The organism is Streptomyces sp. NPDC006510, assembly GCF_040611955.1.
Taxonomy (GTDB): Bacteria; Actinomycetota; Actinomycetes; order Streptomycetales; family Streptomycetaceae; genus Streptomyces.
In genome coordinates, this window is sequence record NZ_JBEXPH010000063.1 from 1 (window position 1) to 17,389 (window position 17,389).

General features: G+C 71.7%; 15 protein-coding genes. 8 read left to right on the forward strand and 7 right to left on the reverse strand.

All coding sequences use genetic code 11. From position 1 onward, the window contains the following. On the forward strand, positions 1-351 hold a 351-nt coding region (locus ABZY11_RS20170; RefSeq protein WP_356480434.1), incomplete at its 5' end, for a helix-turn-helix domain-containing protein. A 98-nt stretch (positions 352-449) separates the two neighbouring features. Here the strand turns inward: ABZY11_RS20170 and ABZY11_RS20175 are convergent. Next, a complete protein-coding gene (locus tag ABZY11_RS20175) occupies positions 450-809 on the reverse strand; it encodes a VOC family protein (protein ID WP_356480435.1) in 360 nt (119 codons plus the stop codon). Between the two features lie 222 nt (positions 810-1,031). On the opposite strand from ABZY11_RS20175, the gene ABZY11_RS20180 reads away from it, so the two are divergent. The 4 genes from ABZY11_RS20180 to ABZY11_RS20195 all read left to right on the forward strand — a co-directional run bounded on the left by ABZY11_RS20180 (position 1,032) and on the right by ABZY11_RS20195 (position 4,719). Beyond that, on the forward strand, positions 1,032-1,421 hold the full coding sequence (locus tag ABZY11_RS20180; protein ID WP_356480436.1) for a peptidase inhibitor family I36 protein: 390 nt from the start codon (positions 1,032-1,034) through the stop codon (positions 1,419-1,421). Between the two features lie 212 nt (positions 1,422-1,633). Next, the gene (locus tag ABZY11_RS20185) at positions 1,634-2,791 is read left to right on the forward strand and encodes an acyl-CoA dehydrogenase family protein (RefSeq protein WP_356480437.1); all 1,158 of its coding nucleotides are present in this window, start codon (positions 1,634-1,636) and stop codon (positions 2,789-2,791) included. Positions 2,792-2,810: 19 nt separating this feature from the next. Further along, positions 2,811-3,686 carry an acyl-CoA thioesterase II gene (locus ABZY11_RS20190; RefSeq protein ID WP_356480438.1) on the forward strand — a complete coding sequence of 292 codons (876 nt, stop codon included), beginning with the start codon at positions 2,811-2,813 and terminating at the stop codon, positions 3,684-3,686. A gap of 52 nt (positions 3,687-3,738) precedes the next feature. After that, positions 3,739-4,719 carry a cation diffusion facilitator family transporter gene (locus ABZY11_RS20195; RefSeq protein WP_356480439.1) on the forward strand — a complete coding sequence of 327 codons (981 nt, stop codon included), beginning with the start codon at positions 3,739-3,741 and terminating at the stop codon, positions 4,717-4,719. Here the strand turns inward: ABZY11_RS20195 and ABZY11_RS20200 are convergent, their stop codons facing one another. The 6 genes from ABZY11_RS20200 to ABZY11_RS20225 form a co-directional block, all read right to left on the reverse strand. Then, the gene (locus ABZY11_RS20200; RefSeq protein WP_356480440.1) at positions 4,720-6,312 is read right to left on the reverse strand and encodes an NACHT domain-containing protein; all 1,593 of its coding nucleotides are present in this window, start codon (positions 6,310-6,312) and stop codon (positions 4,720-4,722) included. It lies immediately after the preceding gene. Positions 6,313-6,478: 166 nt separating this feature from the next. Continuing rightward, the gene (locus tag ABZY11_RS20205; protein WP_356480441.1) at positions 6,479-7,264 is read right to left on the reverse strand and encodes a phosphatase; all 786 of its coding nucleotides are present in this window, start codon (positions 7,262-7,264) and stop codon (positions 6,479-6,481) included. Between the two features lie 75 nt (positions 7,265-7,339). After that, on the reverse strand, positions 7,340-8,854 hold the full coding sequence (locus ABZY11_RS20210; protein ID WP_356480442.1) for a DUF6056 family protein: 1,515 nt from the start codon (positions 8,852-8,854) through the stop codon (positions 7,340-7,342). Positions 8,855-8,918: 64 nt separating this feature from the next. Further along, positions 8,919-10,388, reverse strand: a complete 1,470-nt coding sequence (locus ABZY11_RS20215; protein WP_356480443.1) for a glycosyltransferase — start codon at positions 10,386-10,388, stop codon at positions 8,919-8,921. A 195-nt stretch (positions 10,389-10,583) separates the two neighbouring features. Further along, the gene (locus ABZY11_RS20220) at positions 10,584-11,189 is read right to left on the reverse strand and encodes a TetR/AcrR family transcriptional regulator (protein ID WP_356480444.1); all 606 of its coding nucleotides are present in this window, start codon (positions 11,187-11,189) and stop codon (positions 10,584-10,586) included. Between the two features lie 33 nt (positions 11,190-11,222). Then, positions 11,223-12,437, reverse strand: coding sequence for a DUF418 domain-containing protein (locus ABZY11_RS20225; RefSeq protein ID WP_356480445.1), 1,215 nt, complete (start codon positions 12,435-12,437; stop codon positions 11,223-11,225). A gap of 277 nt (positions 12,438-12,714) precedes the next feature. Between ABZY11_RS20225 and ABZY11_RS20230 the strand changes: the two genes are divergently transcribed. The 3 genes from ABZY11_RS20230 to ABZY11_RS20240 are packed head-to-tail and all read left to right on the forward strand — an operon-like array spanning position 12,715 to position 17,385. Further along, positions 12,715-14,322: a carboxyl transferase domain-containing protein gene (locus ABZY11_RS20230; RefSeq protein WP_356480446.1), complete on the forward strand. Its 1,608-nt coding sequence runs from the start codon at positions 12,715-12,717 to the stop codon at positions 14,320-14,322. A gap of 13 nt (positions 14,323-14,335) precedes the next feature. Further along, complete coding sequence (locus ABZY11_RS20235; protein ID WP_356480447.1) at positions 14,336-16,447, forward strand: biotin carboxylase N-terminal domain-containing protein; 2,112 nt, start codon at positions 14,336-14,338, stop codon at positions 16,445-16,447. After that, positions 16,444-17,385, forward strand: a complete 942-nt coding sequence (locus tag ABZY11_RS20240; protein WP_356480448.1) for a hydroxymethylglutaryl-CoA lyase — start codon at positions 16,444-16,446, stop codon at positions 17,383-17,385. Before ABZY11_RS20235 ends, ABZY11_RS20240 begins: the two co-directional genes overlap by 4 nt. Positions 17,386-17,389 lie beyond the last annotated feature (4 nt).

Genomic DNA, 17,389 nt, shown 5'->3' on the forward strand with positions numbered 1-17,389 from the left:
CTCGGCCTCGCCGACGACCAGGCCGCCCGGGCCCTGGGCCGCGCCGCCGCCACCCGCACCCCGCTGGCCCACCACCACACCGGCGGCGGGGCCGGCCTGGCCGCGCTGATCCCTCCCGACCGCGCCGAGGCGCACGCCCGCGCCCTCCTCGCCCCGCTCACCGAGCCGCTGACCGAGACCCTGCGGTGCTGGCTGAGCCTGCACGGCAGCTGGGACCGCACGGCCACGGCCCTGCGGATCCACCGCAATACGGTCCGCCAGCGCATCGCCCGCTGCGCGGCCCTGCTGGACGCGGACCTGGACGACATGGACGTACGAACGGAGCTGTGGTTCGCGCTGCGGGTGCGGTGAGCGGCGTCCGCTACCGAAGGCCGAGGCAGGACAGCCGGTCGCGCGAGGTGTCGTGGGTGGCGGTGAGCAGGGCGGCGAGGGCGCCCGGACGACACGCCCTACGGGCCTTCGATGCCGATGACCGTGCCGAACGGGTCGCGGAGCTGTGCGATGCGGCGGCCCGGCTCGATCGCCAGGGGCCCGCGGTGGTGCTCGCAGCCTGCGGCCAGCAGCCGCTCCCGGACCGTGTCGAGGTCGGCCACGTTCCAGTACACGACCGGGCTGCCGCCCCTCGGGTTGCGCGCGTCGTCGGCGGGGTGGAAGCCGAGCTCGACCCCGCCGGTCTCCACCCAGGCGTAGACCGCGCCCGTGTCGCCGACATCGACCCGCACCGGGACGCCGAGCAGCTCCCCGTACCACCGCGCGGACGCCTCGGGGCTGTCCGCGAAGACCATCACGGTGCGTACGCCCTCGAACATGATCCACCCCCGAAAAGGCTCACCCTATGCGCGCGACCCGGGGCGCCCGCGGCCGATCATGCCGGGCGGGCGTTCGCGCCGGTGTGCACGGGAGCGCCGCGATCTTCGCAGCGGGCTTCGAGCGCCCCCGATTCCGCCTGTCTGCGCAGGTCGCGGCCGTGCCACGCTGCTGATGACCAGGGCACGGAACCCTGGTCACCGTCAGGAGAAGAGGTTTCCGCCATGCATCGCATCAGCGCGCTCACCGTCACCTCGATCGCCTTGGCCCTGGGACTCGGCGCCGGACCCGTCGCGGTCGCCGCCGCCGAGAACGCCGCGGTCGGGGGCGCCAGGGCTTCCTACAGCTGCAGCCCCGGGTATTTCTGTATCTACAGCGACTGGAACGGAGGTGGCACCCGCTGCCAGTGGTCGGACAAGCGGCGGGCGAATACCGCCGACGACTGCTCCTTCATCCAGCGCGGCCAGAACGTCCGCTCCGTGTGGAACGCGACCGGGCACAAGGTGCAGTACTACACCCAGACCAACTACAACTCCCGGGTCGGATCCACCCCTGCCGGAAAGGGCGGCAACCTCCAGGGGAACTACCAGATCCGCTCCTTCAAGCCCCAGTAGACGGCGGCAGACACGACAGGAGTCCTTCCCGGCCGGTGGCCGGGGAGGACTCTTCGCGTGTCCGCGGCCGGACGGGCCGGACGGGCCGCGCGGGCGTGCTGCGCATCACCCTGGACAGCGCCGGTGACTCTTGGGTAACTTTTAAACCATCTGAGCAAGCGCTTAGCCAGTCCGGCCGAAGCCCGCCCGAAGCTGACCAAGGAGGCACCCCCGTGCGCCGTACGGTATTCAACGAGGACCACGAGGCGTTCCGGGAGACCATCCGCGCCTTCATCGAGGCCGAGGTCGCCCCCGTCTACGACGAGTGGTTCGCGGCCGGCCAGGTGCCCCGCGACTTCTACTACAAGCTCGCCGAGCTGGGCATATTCGGGATCGAGGTGCCGGAGGAGTTCGGCGGCGCCGGGGTCGAGTCCTTCAAGTTCGAGGCGATCATCTCCGAGGAGTGCGCCCGCGCGGCCGTCAACTTCGGCGGCTCCGGCGTGCATGTGCTGCTCTGCCTGCCGTACATCAAGGCGTACGCCACCGAGGAGCAGAAGAAGCGCTGGCTGCCGGACTTCGTCACCGGCAGGACGATGTACGCCATCGCCATGACCGAGCCGGGCACCGGTTCCGATCTGGCCGGCATGAAGACCACCGCCAAGCTCTCCGAGGACGGCACGCACTACATCCTCAACGGCGCCAAGACGTTCATCACCGGTGGCGTCCACGCCGACCGGGTCATCGTCTGCGCCCGTACCGACGCGCCCAGGGCGGACGACCGCCGGCACGGCATCTCGCTCCTCGTCGTCGACACCAAGGCCGAGGGCTACTCGGTCGGCCGCAAGCTCGACAAGCTTGGCCTGCGCACCTCCGACACCGCCGAGCTGGCCTTCGTCGACGTCAAGGTGCCGGTCGAGGACCTCCTCGGTGAGGAGAACAAGGGCTTCTCCTACCTCGGCCAGAACCTGCCGCAGGAGCGCCTCGGCATCGCCGTCGGCGCGTATGCCCAGGCCAAGGCGGCCGTCCGGTTCGCCCAGAGTTACGTGACCGAGCGCACCGTCTTCGGCAAGACCGTCGCGTCCTTCCAGAACACCAAGTTCGAGCTGGCCGCCTGCCAGGCCGAGGTGGACGCCGCCGAGGCCGTCTGCGACCGCGCCATCGAGGCCCACGACGCCGGCGAGCTGACCGCCGCCGAGGCCGCCTCCGCGAAGCTGTTCTGCACCGAGGTCGCGCACCGCGTCATCGACCGCTGCCTCCAACTGCACGGCGGCTACGGCTACATGAACGAGTACCCGATCGCCCGCCTGTACGCGGACAACCGGGTCAACCGCATCTACGGCGGCACCAGCGAGGTCATGAAGTCGATCATCGCCAAGTCCATGGGCCTGTGAGAGCGGCTACGTTCGTTCCATGAGCGCAGCACTCGACTCCCTGCTCGATCTGCTCGACCTTGAGCAGATCGAGCGGGACATCTTCCGGGGTACGAGCCGTTCGGCGGTCGTGCCCCGCGTCTTCGGCGGCCAGGTCGCGGCCCAGGCCCTGGTCGCCGCGGGCCGCACCGTCCCCGCCGACCGGACCGCCCACTCCCTGCATTCCTACTTCCTGCGGATGGGCGACCCGGGCGCGCCGATCGTCTACAGCGTCGACCGCATCCGCGACGGCCGCTCCTTCACCACCCGGCGGGTCGTCGCCGTCCAGCACGGCCAGCCGATCTTCCACCTCTCCGCCTCGTTCCAGACGTACGAGGAGGGCCTGGAGCACCAGGCGGCCATGCCGCCCGCCCCGGACCCGGAGACGCTGCCCACGGCGGCGCAGCTGCTGCCCCGGTACGCGGACCGCTTCAGCGAGCCGGGGGTCGTGGACCGGCTGATCGAGGCGCGGGCCGCGGTCGACCTGCGGTACGTGGACGCCCCGCCCTTCGGCAGCGTCGGCGAACCGCGCGAGCCCCGCTCCCAGGTGTGGTTCCGCACCAACGGCAAGCTCGCGGACGATCCGCTGCTCCATGTCTGCATGGCGACGTACGTCTCCGACATGACGCTGCTCGACTCGGTGCTCCTCGCCCATGGGCGCGGGGGCTGGACGGTCGGCGACGTGGTCGGCGCGAGCCTGGACCACGCGATGTGGTTCCACCGGCCGTTCCGGGCCGACGAATGGCTGCTGTACGACCAGGAGTCGCCGTCCGCGTCCGGCGGGCGCGGGCTCGGTCAGGCCAGGATCTACACGCAGGACGGCCGGCTGGCGATCACCGTCATCCAGGAGGGTGTGGTCCGCGTCCCCCGGGACTGACGCGCCCGGCGCCGGCGGGCCGCGGACCGCCGGTTCGGACATACTCCGCACCATGAACGACGAGACCACCAGTGTCCGGAAAAGCGGTGGCGGGGAGTCCACGTTCACGGTCATCGTCGCGGCGGCCGCCAATCTCGGCATCGCCGTGGCGAAGGCCGTCGCCGGGCAGATCAGCGGATCGAGCGCGATGCTCTCCGAGGCGGCGCACTCGGTCGCCGACACGGTCACCGAACTGATGCTGCTCACCGCGCTGAAACGCAGCGGGAAGCCCCCGGACGAGGAACACCCGCTGGGCTACGGCCCCGAGCGCTACATCTGGGCGTTGCTCGCCTCCGTGGCCACGTTCATCGGCGGTGCGGTCTTCTCCGTCCACGACGGCATCCACACCCTCACGGCGGGCGAGGAGCCGGGCGATCCGCTCGTCTCGTACATCGTGCTCGGTGTGGCCTTCCTGATGGAGGGCTACTCACTGCGCACCGGGCTCCGGCAGGTCCACGGCGAGGCCGCGCGGCTCCGGGTGCCCGTCCGGCGCTACCTCCGCCAGACGCCCGACACCGCGGTCAAGGCCGTGGTGATGGAGGACTCGGCGGCGCTGGCGGGTCTGCTGCTCGCCGCGGGCGGACTGCTCGGCGGCCAGCTGACCGGTTCCGGGGTCTGGGACGGCATCGCGTCGATCCTGATCGGTCTGCTGCTGGTGTACGTCGCCTGGGTGCTGGGCCGGTCCAACGCCCAGCTGCTGATCGGCCGTCCGGTGCCGAAGCCGGTGCGCGCCGGCATCCGTGAGGAACTGCTCTCCGTCCCGCACATCGTCGACGTACTGGAACTCACCACGCTCGTCCAGGGCCCGGCCGAGGTCCTGGTCGCCGCGAAGATCGACTTCCGGGACGCCTCGACCGCCGAGCAGATCGAGTGGGCGTGCGAGGAGGCGGACGAGCAGCTGCGGGAGCGCTATCCGTCGATCCGCCGGGTGTACCTGGACCCGACCCCGGGCCTGAAGCAGCGGCGGCGCGGGGCGGGCGGGGCCGGTACCTGATCAGTTCGACCGGGCCAGTGTCCGCAGTTCCTCGGCGGACATGCGCTCCGCGCGGGCGGCGAGGTGGTCCTGGACGGTCTTGTGCAGGAAGGCGTGGCCGTCCCCCGCACGGCGCATGATCGCCCGGTCGGTCGCGTAGTCGAGGAATCCCCGCTGGAGGTGGTTCACCACCGGCGACCCCAGGAGCGGGACGGGCGTCTGGGTGGCGCGGACCATGGCCCGATAGAACAGATTCGGCCTGCTGTCGGGGTTCCCCGCCTCGTACCCGCTCATCCACCGCATGGCGCGGAACATCCTGTACATCCATGACGGCAGGAGTTGCCTGACCACGTCGTCCGGTGCCTGAAGGACGACGTGCGAGGGATCGTGCGCGTAGTACACCGTCGCGTGGACCAGGCTCAGGGTCCGGGCGAGCCGCAGCAGATCGGCCAGCACCTGGCCGGCGGGGCGTTCCGGCGTGATCGGCCGGCCGCGCAGGGTCCGGTCGCGGTGGATCATGCGCTCGATGTAGGCGTCGAAGATGCGGCCCCTGCGCTCCCCCGCGTCGCCGGAGGCCGCGACCTCGTTCTCGTCCACTCCCTCGTAGGCGAAGACGGCGACGCCCAGCATGAGCGGTGTGGTCAGCAGCCGGGCCAGCACCGGATCCGCGGCCGCCGCTGCCGCCAGGCCGCGCAGCTGTCCGCCCGCGCTGTTGAGCAGGGCGTGCACGGCCGCGACTTCGAGGGGCTGTACGGAGACCGCGCCGTTGACGGTGAGCCGTTCCGCCAGTTCGTCGTAGTCGGCCGAACGGCACGAGACGGCGACCGGGCAGCGCGGGTACTGCTCGGCGGAGAGCAGCTCGTTGATCGCGCGGACGCAGTCGGCGCGCAGGTGCGGGGCGGCCTCGTCGAGCCCGTCCAGGACCAGGGTGATGCCGTTGTCCCGCAGCAGCGCGAGGCCGGTCGCCCGGGAGACCCGGTACCGGCTGTGCAGCTCGTCGAGGACCCAGCGCGCGAGCGGTCCGCCGTGCCAGTCCGTCAGCAGCAGGAAGGCCGGGACGGGTGCGGTTTCGTCCCGCTCGGCGGCCTCGACCAGCTTCTCGGTCAGTTCGAGCATCCGCGAGGTCTTGCCGGCGCCGGGGGCGCCCAGGACGAGAAGCTGAGCGTTGTGGCGGTCGAAGACCTCGTCGATCCGGGTCCCCGCGGCCAGCGGCACCCCGCTTTCCTGCCCGCCGGTGATGAGCCGGGGCGCGCCCCAGGGGTCGTGCACGGCCGCCTGCTGCTCGGCCAGGCCCAGCTCGATCCGCACCGACCGCTCCCAGCTCCGGTCCGCACCGTCCGTCCAGCTGCGGCGCACGGCGTGCAGCAGGGCCGCGCGCGCCCTGGTCCGTTCGTCGGCGCCCGGCTCGGGGGCCTCGTCCGTCGGCACCAGGCTGCGCAGATACACGATGTAGAGGAGCAGACCCACCAGCACGAAGGCGACGCCCGCGCCCACGACGAGCGTCCGGCGGTCCTCGCCGGCGAAGCCCTTGTAGATGTCGGGCAGCAGTCCGGCGGCGAGTTCCTGAAGAAGGAAGAGAGCCAGCAGGATGAACAGCCCGGCGAGAACCGACATCGGCCCGCTCCTGCGGGGCCGCTGCCCCGGTGTAAACATGCGCCCCCCACGACACTGGACATTCGTGGCGCAGAGTAGCAACTGTGCGGGCGGGTCGTGGAGTTACGGACCCGGGTCCGGGCCGGGGAACGCGCCCGGCCCGCGTCGTACGCCCGTACCGCCCGGATCAGCCCTGGCTCAGCCCCGCCGCGTCCAGCAGGTACTCCGTCATCGGGTCGTAGAACCGCGGGTCCAGCACATGGTCGTCCAGCGGGACGGCCACCTGGAGCGTCCCCTCCGCCTCGCCGAGGAAGAGCGCCGGGTCGTTGCAGTCCGCGTACCCCACCGCGTCCAGCCCGCGCTGCGCCGCGCACCCCGCCCAGCCGTGGTCGGCGACGACCAGGTCCGGCAGCGGGCGGCCCTCGCGCTCCAGGCCGTCCAGGATCGCGGCCATCGGGGCGGGCGAGTGCGTGTGCCAGAGGGTCGCGCCGCGCTCCTGCACCGCGACGTCCGCGAACTGGAACACCATGCCCTCGTCGGCGATCAGCCCCGAGGGGATCCGTACGATCTCGCATCCGGCGGCCCGCAGCGCGTCCGCGGTCTGCCGGTGCACATCGAGGAGCCCGCCCGGGTGCCCGGTCGCGAACAGCACCCGCTCCGACCCCGCCGCCGCCTTCCGCAGCCGCGCCGCCATCCGCTCCAGGGCGTCGACCGTCAGCTCCGGGTCGATGGTGTCCTGCCCGAACCGGTGCTCCGGGTCGTCGCTGACCCCGCAGCGCTCGGCCATCACCGCCAGCACGTCCTGCTCGTCGCGCCACCGGTCGCCGAGCTCCAGACCCAGCCAGTAGTGGCGGTCGCCGTTGGCGAGCTTGCGGTAGTGGGAGAGGTTGTTGTCGCGCGGTGTGGCGACGTCTCCCGCCACACGCGTGCGGACGAGGTGTTCGACGAGGGCGGCGCGGCTGGGTATCGGCATGAACCCATTGTGCCGTCAGGTGTGCGCAGTGTGCCGGGTGTCTCGCACGACGGACCGATCGGCCCGGCCCGCCGGTCAGGGCAGCCGGGTCGAATTCGTGATCTTCTTCAGGTGGTAGTACTGGGCGACGCACTGCGCCGGCCACGCCCGCCGGCCGTCGTTGCCGAACGGCTCCAGCATCCCGCTGACCGATACCGGCGTGTACGGGAGCACCTGGGCGCCGCGCGCCGCCCCGTCCCTCAGCGAGCGGTCCTGGCGGTCCCAGCGCTGGGCGCGCACGTCCATCTGCCGTTCCAGCCGGAGCAGCGGGACGGCGAGGCCGACGCAGGTCGCGGCGCACACGACTCCGGCGGCCGTCGCCGTCGCCGCGCGGATCCCCCACCTGCCGGCCCGCAACGCCCGTCCCGACAGTGCGCCGACGCCGACCAGGAGCAGCACGTACAACAGGAGGAAGTCGCCCCAGACGCGCGACGCGGTCCCCACGCTCGCCCCGAAGGCGGGGTAGGCGACGACGATGCAGAGGTAGCCGGAGACCAGGAAGGCGAGGAATCCGACGAGAACCAGGAGGAGCGGCCTGCGGCGCAGGGACCCGTCCGGCCCGTCCGTTCCCCGCTCGCCTCCGCGCACCAGCAGGCCCAGCAGCACGCCGACGGCGACCGCTCCCAGGTACTGCCAGGTCGTGAAGATCGTCCCCAGGACGTGCCCGAACGCCCGCAGCGTCGTGGTCAGCGCCTCCGGGCCGAACATGGAGGCGCTGTCGGCGCCGAACCGTTCACGCCGGGCACGTGCGCCGGGCGACAGGTACAGGATGGCCGTCCCGACGGCGACCCCGGCGAAGGCGACCACGCACCAGACGCGCGTACGGGTCCGGTCGGCCCCGGGAAGGGCCCACCGGCTCATCAGAAGGACGGCGGCAAGCACGACGAACGCGACGACCGACGTCTCCTCCGACAGGGTGCCGATGAAGATCCCCGCCAGGTACGCGACGCCCAGCGCGAAGTCGCGTCCCCGCCGTGTCCGTGCGCGCAGCAGCGGGATCACGGCGGCGCAGGCCAGCACCGGTGCGACGGTGTGCGAGACGGAGGAGGCGGGCCAGTAGAACGCCTTGTACGGGTTGGGCGACGCGAGGAAGAAGATCGCCGCCGCCGTCGCGCCCACCAGCAGCGCCAGCCCGCGTGGCGCGGTCAGCCCGGCCCTCTTGAGCGCGGCGGCGATCAGCGCCCAGAGGATGCCCAGCATGAGCACCCCGCTGACCAGGGCGAACCATCGGTGGCCCGGGACGCCGAAGGATCCGTACCCGATGACGAGCAGCGCGTTGGCGACGCGTCCGTTGTCGTGGAGGAAGAACTTCCCGATCATCCCGGAGGCGCCCTCGTCCCGTACGACCGGGAGGAAGCACCAGTCGTCCCCTCCCGGGCGGACCAGCCGGCCGATCCAGAAGGCCGCGCCGAGCAGGGCGAGCGGCAGCAGGGCAAGGCCCGACGTCCCGATCGCCGCCCACCGCCGCGCGGGGCCCGGACGGGCTTCCGGCTGGGGGGATTCCTCACTCTCCGCCTGTGTGCCGGCGGATTTCGACGTGTCCATGGTCATGTGCACTGGTGCCCTCCGTACGTTGCTCGCGTCCTGCGCGCCAAGAAGCTCAGGCGGTGTGGGTTCACGGTGTGGTGTGTCCGGTACTGCTCTCGGCCGGGCCGCCGCCCTGTCTGGCGAGGGCGGCACCGGAGTCGATGGCCCAGCGGGCGAGCAGGAACGAGAAGGGGGTGGCGAGGATCCCCGCGGCCACCGCGGCGATGTTCTTGTCCATGCCCAGCCCGCTCACGCCGAGGTAGAGCAGAATTCCGGTGAGTACGAGATTGACGACGCTCGACAGGGGATACCGGACGAAGGCGTGCCAGGTCGGCTTCGTGCGGCAGGTGATGCAGGAGTTGAGCAGGAATGATCCCACGACGCTGACCGCGTATCCGATGACATGCGCGGCCAGATAGGGAATCCATGCATTCAGCGAGGCGTATACCGCCAGATATACCGCCGTATTGATGATTCCGATCAACCCGAATTCGATGAACTGGCGTACGGTGCGCCTCCTCGATACCCCGAGCGCGGTCGCCCCGGTGCGTCGCGCCGACGATCTCCCGCCCCCGGGGGCGGACGGCCCCGAACACACCCCTGCCGGAATATCGACCGGGAGGACGTGCGGAGATTCGTTCGTCTCCCGCACCAGGTAGTGCGGGCGGCGTTTCGACTCGGAGTAGATCCGTCCCACGTATTCGCCGATGACGCCGAGCGTGGCGAGCTGGATTCCGCCGAGCGCCACGACGGCGGTCAGCAGGGTGGTGTAGCCGGGTACGACGACACCGTGGAGCACGACGCCGACGATGGTCCACACGGCGTATCCCAGTGCCGCCAGCGCGAGCGCGAGGCCGATGTGGATGGCCAGGCGCAGCGGATGACTGTTGAAGGAGATCAGCCCGTCGATCCCGTAGTTGAGCAGGCGTCTGCCGCCCCACTTCGAACGTCCCGCCGCGCGCTGGATGTTCCGGTAGGTGAAACCGACGGTGTCGAAGCCGATCCAGGAGAAGATCCCCTTGGAGAACCGGTTGGTCTCGGGCAGCGCGAGCACGGCGTCCACGGCGGTGCGCGACAGCAGCCTGAAGTCGCCCTCGCCGTCGACGACCTCGACGTCCATGCACCGGCCCATGGCCCGGTAGTAGAGGGCGCTGAGAAAGGTACGCAGGGCGCCTTCTCCCGCGCGGTCGCGCCGCGCGACGACCTGGTCGTAGCCGCGCTGCCGCAACTCCAGCATGCGGGGCAGCAGTTCGGGCGGGTGCTGGAGGTCGGCGTCCATGAGGACGACGGCGTCGCCGCGGGACATGCGCAGTCCGGCGAGCAGGGCGGCCTCCTTGCCGAAATTGCGGCTGAAGGAGGTGTAGCGGACCCGCCGGTCCGCGGTGGCGAGCGAGCCGATCCGGAGCCTGGTCCGGTCGCTGCTGCCGTCGTCGACATAACAGATCTCGAAGGTCCGCCGAGTCGGTTCGAGGGCGGAGATCAACGCACGGTGGAATACCTCGATGACCTCGTCCTCATTGAAACAGGGGACAACGATCGAAACCTGACATGTTTTCATTTAAATTCCCCATCAGGCGTGGGCGGGACAGCTCAAACCATAAGCCTGGGGACCTCGCGGCAATGCGACCGACGGAGCTCATCGAGGAAAAGGAAAGGGAATATGAGGAGACACCTCACCCCTTTCACATCAATTCATATATTCAAGGCCGAGCGGAAATCACGGACACACCCGCCGGACGCCCGCCGACACGCCCTACGCGCGGGCCGCCGCCTCGAACGCCCCGCGCGCCAGCCGGTGCAGCAGCGCCGCCGTGTCCGCGCGGTCCGGCTGCGCGCCGGGGCGGCCCAGGTGCGGGGTCGAGTTCAGCAGGCCGAAGACGGCATGGACGGCGGCGCGGGCCTCGTGCTCGGGCAGGTCCGGGTACATCTCGCGGACCACCTCCACCCACACCTCGACGTACTGCCGCTGGAGCTGGCGGACCCGCTTGCGGTCGGCGTCCCGCAGACGGTCCAGCTCGCGGTCGTGGAGGGTGATCAGAGGGCGGTCGTCGAGGGCGAAGTCGATGTGCCCCTCGATGAGCGCGTCGAGCAGGGCCTGCGGGGAGCTGCCCTCGCAGGCCGCGTCCTCCGACACGCGCAGCTGCCCGCCCGCCAGCAGCCGCTCGCTGATGCCGACCAGCAGCTCGGCGAGCATCGCGTCCTTGCCGGGGAAGTGCCGGTAGAGCCCGGGGCCGCTGATGCCGACGGCGGCACCTATCTCGTCGACACCGACGCCGTGGAAACCGCGCTCGGCAAAGAGGCGGGCGGCCTCCTTGAGGATCTGCTCGCGGCGCGTGGGGGCGTCCGTCCTCGTGGTCATGGATTCGATTCTAGACAGTCCGGTTAGCGAACGTTAACCAGCACGTGGCCGCGCCCACAGCGTCACCGCGCGCAGCAGCCACTCCACCGGCCCGAGCCGGTACCGGCGCATCAGCCACCCGCTGAGCGCGAGCTGGCCGGCATACAGCACGAGCGCCCCGCAGACCGCCGCCGCGGCGCCCGTGCGGCCGTACAGCCCGAGGCCGTACCCGGAGAAGACGAGGGCCATGACGAGGGACTGGGCCAGGTAGTTGGTCAGCGCCATCCGCCCGGCGGGCGCCAGGACCCGGGCCGTCGCGGCACCGCGCGGTGTGGTGAACCACAGCAGCAGCCCGGTGGCGTACGCGGCCGAGAGCGCCGGGGCCGCGACCGTACCGACCGCCAGGCCCAGCAGCACCCAGCGCTCCGACAGCGGCCCCACGAGCCCCGCGGCGGAGAAGACCGCCCCGGGAACTCCGATCGCGAGACCCGTCAGGCAGATGCGGCGCAGCCGCGCCCGGTCGGCGAGCGCGGCCGGGCCGAGCCACTGCCGCCGACCGGCCACGAATCCCATGAGAAAGGCGGCGACGACGAACCCGCCCATCAGCGGAACGGCCGCGAGCAGGTCGGGCAGCGCCCGGACGTTGGCGCCGACGACCTCGGCAAATCCGCCCCGGTAGGCGGCGGTCGGCTCGGCCTTCACCGTGGCGGATTCGCCCAGCTCACCGGGGTCGAGCAGCGACACCCCGAGCCCGAGCAGCAGCAGGAGGCCGCCGGCGACGCCGAACACCCACAGCGCCGCCCGCCGGACCGTGGCGGGCCCGGCGTTCCGGACGGCCGACAGGACCAGTCCGAACAGGGCGTAGATCATGAGGATGTCGCCGGTGTACAGCAGCACCGCGTGCGCGAACCCGAGCACGAGGAGCGCGGCCAGCCGCCGCGACATCCGGGGCGCGAAGCGTGCCCCGGCTCGGGCGGCCGAGTCCATCTGGAGGGTGAAGCTGTACCCGAAGAGGAAGGAGAAGAGCAGGTAGAACTTCGACTGCGCGAGAAGGACGACCAGCCATTGCACGGCTCCGTCCACCGCGTGCACCCCCGCGAGTCCGTCCCTGGCGCCGGGAGGTCCGGCGGTCGTCATGAGATTCACGACCAGGATCCCGGCGAGCGCGAACCCTCGTAGGGCGTCCACTTCGAGAATGCGCGGCCTCCCGGCCGCTCCCCCGGCCGCCCCTCCGTCCACACCCGGCACCGTCTGCGACTGCTGCGTCATCCGCCGTTTCCCCCGCCCGAAGCCCTTCGCCGGTCGGCGACCGGCTCCGCTCCGGGTCAGCGAGCGGTGCGGGCCATTATTCCGGCCGCTCCGCGCGGGCCGCCGCCCGCGCGTCGGTCGTACTTGGCCGATACCCGCCGAAAGCACCGCGGACAGCTACCGAAAGCGCCGCGGGCACCGGCCGAGCGCCCTGGACAAGGCTGTTAGCGCTCGTTAACCTGAAGTCGGACGTTAACGTTCACTAACTACTGCGGTACGGGCAAGGGGGCTCGACACGATGCAGCAGGCACCGGTGCTGGCGAGCGCGGCCGATCCCGCCTCCGAGGCCTGGAAGGCCAACGAGGCGGCGCATCACGCGCTCGCCGACGAGCTGCGTGAGCGGCTCGCCACGGCCAGGCTCGGCGGGGGTGAGAAGGCCCGCGCCCGGCATGTGGCGCGCGGCAAGCTGCTGCCCAGGGACCGGGTGGACACCCTGCTCGACCCGGGTTCCCCCTTCCTGGAGCTGGCCCCGCTGGCGGCCGAGGGGCTGTACGGCGGCGCCGCCCCGGCGGCCGGGGTGATCGCCGGGATCGGCCGGGTCAGCGGCCGGGAGTGCGTGATCGTCGCCAATGACGCGACCGTCAAGGGCGGCACGTACTACCCGATGACGGTGAAGAAGCACCTCCGGGCCCAGGAGGTGGCGCTGGAGAATCGCCTCCCCTGCCTCTATCTGGTCGACTCGGGCGGCGCGTTCCTGCCGATGCAGGACGAGGTCTTCCCGGACCGGGAGCACTTCGGGCGGATCTTCTACAACCAGGCCCGGATGTCGGGGGCCGGCATTCCGCAGATCGCGGCGGTGCTGGGTTCGTGCACGGCGGGCGGGGCGTACGTCCCCGCGATGAGCGACGAGGCCGTGATCGTCCGCAACCAGGGCACGATCTTCCTGGGCGGTCCGCCGCTGGTGAAGGCCGCGACCGGCGAGGTCGTGACGGCGGAGGAGCTGGGCGGCGGCGAGGTGCACTCCCGCACGTCGGGGGTGACCGACCATCTCGCCGAGGACGACGCGCACGCACTGCGGATCGTGCGGAACATCGTGGCCACCCTGCCGGACCGGGGCGCGCTGCCGTGGTCCGTGCGCCCCGTCGACGAGCCGAAGGTCGACCCTGCGGGGCTGTACGGCGCCGTCCCGGTCGACTCCCGCACCCCGTACGACGTACGGGAGGTGATCGCCCGGGTCGTCGACGGCTCGCGGTTCGCCGAGTTCAAGGCCGAGTACGGGACGACGCTGATCACCGGCTTCGCCCACATCCACGGCCACCCGGTCGGGATCGTCGCCAACAACGGCATCCTGTTCTCCGAGTCCGCCCAGAAGGGCGCCCACTTCATCGAGCTGTGCGATCAGCGCGGCATTCCGCTGGTCTTCCTGCAGAACATCTCCGGCTTCATGGTCGGGCGGGACTACGAGGCCGGCGGCATCGCCAAGCACGGCGCCAAGATGGTCACGGCGGTCGCCTGCACCCGCGTACCCAAGCTGACCGTCGTGGTCGGCGGTTCGTACGGGGCGGGCAACTACTCCATGTGCGGCCGGGCCTACTCCCCCCGCTTCCTGTGGATGTGGCCCAACGCGAAGATCTCCGTGATGGGCGGCGAGCAGGCCGCGTCCGTCCTCGCGACGGTCAAGCGCGACCAGCTGGGCGACGACTGGAGCACGGCCGACGAGGAAGCCTTCAAGGCCCCGATCCGCGAACAGTACGAGACGCAGGGCAACGCGTACTACGCCACGGCCCGGCTCTGGGACGACGGGGTGATCGACCCGCTGGAGACCCGGCAGGTGCTGGGACTCGCCCTGACCGCGTGCGCCAACGCTCCGCTGGGTGAACCCGGCTTCGGCGTCTTCCGGATGTGAGGAACAGATGACGATGTTCGACACGGTTCTGGTCGCCAACCGCGGCGAGATCGCGGTACGTGTCATCCGCACGCTGCGGGAGCTGGGCGTCCGCTCGGTCGCCGTCTTCAGCGACGCGGACGCGGACGCCCGGCACGTCCGGGAGGCCGACACGGCGGTACGGATCGGGCCCGCCCCCGCCGCCCTGAGCTATCTGAGCGTGCCCGCGCTGCTGGACGCGGCCCGCCGCACCGGCGCACAGGCCGTCCACCCCGGATACGGATTCCTCGCCGAGAACGGGGGCTTCGCGCGGGCGTGCGCCGAGGCGGGGCTGACCTTCATCGGCCCGCCCGCCTCCGCCATCACTCTGATGGGCGACAAGATCCGGGCCAAGGAGACGGTCGCGGCGGCCGGGGTCCCGGTGGTGCCCGGCTCGTCCGGGAGCGGGCTCACCGACGACCGGCTGGTCGACGCGGCCCGCGAGATCGGCATGCCGGTGCTGCTGAAGCCCTCGGCGGGCGGCGGCGGCAAGGGCATGCGGCTGGTCCGTGACGAGGCGCTGCTCGGGGACGAGATCGCGGCCGCCCGGCGTGAGGCGCGGGCCTCGTTCGGCGACGACACACTGCTGGTGGAGCGGTGGATCGACCGGCCCCGGCACATCGAGATCCAGGTGCTGGCGGACGCCCACGGCAACGTGGTCCACCTCGGCGAGCGCGAGTGCTCGCTCCAGCGCCGCCACCAGAAGATCATCGAGGAGGCGCCCTCGGTCCTGCTCGACGAGGAGACCCGGGCGGCGATGGGCGAGGCGGCCGTCCAGGCGGCCCGCTCCTGCGGCTATGTGGGCGCGGGCACGGTGGAGTTCATCGTCCCGGGCAACGACCCCGCCTCGTACTTCTTCATGGAGATGAACACCCGCCTCCAGGTCGAGCACCCGGTCACCGAGCTGATCACCGGCCTGGACCTGGTGGAGTGGCAGCTCAGGGTCGCGGCGGGCGAGCGACTCCCGTACCAGCAGCGGGACATCGCGCTCACCGGCCATGCGATCGAGGCCCGGATCTGCGCGGAGGACCCGGCACGCGGCTTCCTTCCCTCCGGCGGCACGGTCCTCGCGCTGGACGAGCCGCAGGGCAACGGGGTGCGGACGGACTCCGGGCTCGGCGCGGGCGGCGAGGTCGGCAGCCTGTACGACCCGATGCTGTCGAAGGTCATCGCGTACGGCCCCGACCGGGCCACCGCCCTGCGCAGGCTGCGTGCGGCGCTCGCGGACACGGTGATCCTCGGCGTCCCGACCAACGCCGGATTCCTGCGCCGGCTGCTCGCCCACCCGGCGGTGGTGGCGGGCGACCTGGACACGGGCCTGGTGGAACGCGAGGTGGACGGGCTGGTGCCGGAGGGGGTGCCCGAGGAGGTCTACGCCGCGGCGGCGCTGCTGCGGTGGTCCGCGGGCGCGGACGGGGCCCGGAGCGACGCCGCCGCCGACCCGTCCGCCGGTGCCTCCGGCTGGGTCGACCCGTTCTCGGTGGCGAGCGGCTGGCGGCTCGGCGGCACCCCGGCCCGCACGGTGCTCGACTTCCGGCTGCCGGGCCACGACCCGGTACAGGTCTCACTGCGCTCCTGCCCGGCCGGCACGGAGCTGACGTTCGGCCATGTCGGCGAGGGCGCACAGCCGCCGGAGCCCGTGACGGGGGCCTGCGGCCCGCTGGCCCCGCTGCCCGGCGGCAGGGAGACGGCCAGGCTGGTCGAGGTCTCCGGGCACCGCCTCACCCTCGAACTCGCCGGTGTCACCCATGCGTTCACCCATGCCGCCTCCCCGGACGGCGTGTGGCTCGGCCGGAACGGCGACAACTGGCACGTACAGGATCACGACCCGGTGGAGGCGTCGCTGGCCGGCGCGGGCCGCTCCGGGGCGGACACGCTCGCCGCGCCCATGCCCGGGACGGTCACCGTGGTGAAGGTGGCGGTCGGGGACGAGGTCGTGGCCGGGCAGAGCCTGCTGGTGGTGGAGGCGATGAAGATGGAACACGTCATCTCCGCCCCGCACGCCGGGACCGTGACCGAACTGGACGTCAGCGCCGGTACCACGGTCGCCATGGACCAGGTCCTGGCCGTGGTGGCCCCCGTGGAGACCCCCGGGGAGGAGGCATGACGACGCCCCGCACCCTGCCCATGACCGTGCCGTCCCAGGATCTGCCCGCCCGGGTCCGCATCCACGAGGTCGGCGCCCGCGACGGGCTGCAGAACGAGAAGGCCGTCGTACCGACCGAGGTGAAGGCGGAGTTCATCCACCGGCTGGCCGCGTCGGGCCTGACCACCGTCGAGGCGACCAGCTTCGTGCATCCCAAGTGGGTGCCCCAACTGGCCGACGCCGAGGACCTGTTCCCCCGACTGGCCGACATCGCGGGCGTCGCCCTGCCCGTCCTCGTACCGAACGAACGCGGCCTGGACCGGGCGCTGGCGCTCGGTGCCCGCCGGATCGCCGTGTTCGGCTCGGCGACCGAGACGTTCGCCGCCCGCAATCTCAACCGCACCGTCGACGAGTCGCTCGCCATGTTCGAGCCGGTCGTCGCCCGCGCCAAGGCCGACAAGGTGCATGTCCGCGGCTATCTGTCGATGTGCTTCGGCGACCCGTGGGAGGGGCCCGTCCCCGTCCACCAGGTCGTCCGGGTCGCCAAGGCGCTGATGGACCTCGGCTGCGACGAACTGTCCCTCGGCGACACCATCGGCGTGGCCACGCCCGGCCATGTGCAGACCCTGCTCGCCGAGCTGAACGAGGAGGGCGTGCCCACCGACACCATCGGTGTGCACTTCCACGACACGTACGGGCAGGCCCTCTCCAACACCCTTGCCGCGCTCCAGCACGGGGTGACCACCGTGGACGCCTCCGCGGGCGGCCTCGGCGGCTGCCCGTACGCGAAGAGCGCGACCGGAAATCTCGCCACCGAGGACCTCGTGTGGATGCTCCAGGGCCTCGGTATCGAAACCGGGGTCGATCTCGACGCGCTCACCGCCACCAGCGTGTGGCTCGCCGATCAACTGGGCCGACCCAGCCCGTCCCGTACCGTCCGCGCGCTCTCGGTGCGATAGACAC

What these genes read in the sequence shown, in the direction of transcription:
- ABZY11_RS20220 (WP_356480444.1), bottom strand. Translation starts at nt 11,189, where the DNA reads ATGACCACGAGGACGGACGCCCCCACGCGCCGCGAGCAGATCCTCAAG.
- ABZY11_RS20175 (WP_356480435.1), bottom strand. Translation starts at nt 809, where the DNA reads ATGTTCGAGGGCGTACGCACCGTGATGGTCTTCGCGGACAGCCCCGAG.
- ABZY11_RS20210 (WP_356480442.1), bottom strand. Translation starts at nt 8,854, where the DNA reads ATGACCATGGACACGTCGAAATCCGCCGGCACACAGGCGGAGAGTGAG.
- ABZY11_RS20200 (WP_356480440.1), bottom strand. Translation starts at nt 6,312, where the DNA reads ATGTCGGTTCTCGCCGGGCTGTTCATCCTGCTGGCTCTCTTCCTTCTT.
- ABZY11_RS20190 (WP_356480438.1), top strand. Translation starts at nt 2,811, where the DNA reads ATGAGCGCAGCACTCGACTCCCTGCTCGATCTGCTCGACCTTGAGCAG.
- ABZY11_RS20235 (WP_356480447.1), top strand. Translation starts at nt 14,336, where the DNA reads ATGTTCGACACGGTTCTGGTCGCCAACCGCGGCGAGATCGCGGTACGT.
- ABZY11_RS20225 (WP_356480445.1), bottom strand. Translation starts at nt 12,437, where the DNA reads ATGACGCAGCAGTCGCAGACGGTGCCGGGTGTGGACGGAGGGGCGGCC.
- ABZY11_RS20195 (WP_356480439.1), top strand. Translation starts at nt 3,739, where the DNA reads ATGAACGACGAGACCACCAGTGTCCGGAAAAGCGGTGGCGGGGAGTCC.
- ABZY11_RS20215 (WP_356480443.1), bottom strand. Translation starts at nt 10,388, where the DNA reads ATGAAAACATGTCAGGTTTCGATCGTTGTCCCCTGTTTCAATGAGGAC.
- ABZY11_RS20180 (WP_356480436.1), top strand. Translation starts at nt 1,032, where the DNA reads ATGCATCGCATCAGCGCGCTCACCGTCACCTCGATCGCCTTGGCCCTG.
- ABZY11_RS20230 (WP_356480446.1), top strand. Translation starts at nt 12,715, where the DNA reads ATGCAGCAGGCACCGGTGCTGGCGAGCGCGGCCGATCCCGCCTCCGAG.
- ABZY11_RS20240 (WP_356480448.1), top strand. Translation starts at nt 16,444, where the DNA reads ATGACGACGCCCCGCACCCTGCCCATGACCGTGCCGTCCCAGGATCTG.
- ABZY11_RS20205 (WP_356480441.1), bottom strand. Translation starts at nt 7,264, where the DNA reads ATGCCGATACCCAGCCGCGCCGCCCTCGTCGAACACCTCGTCCGCACG.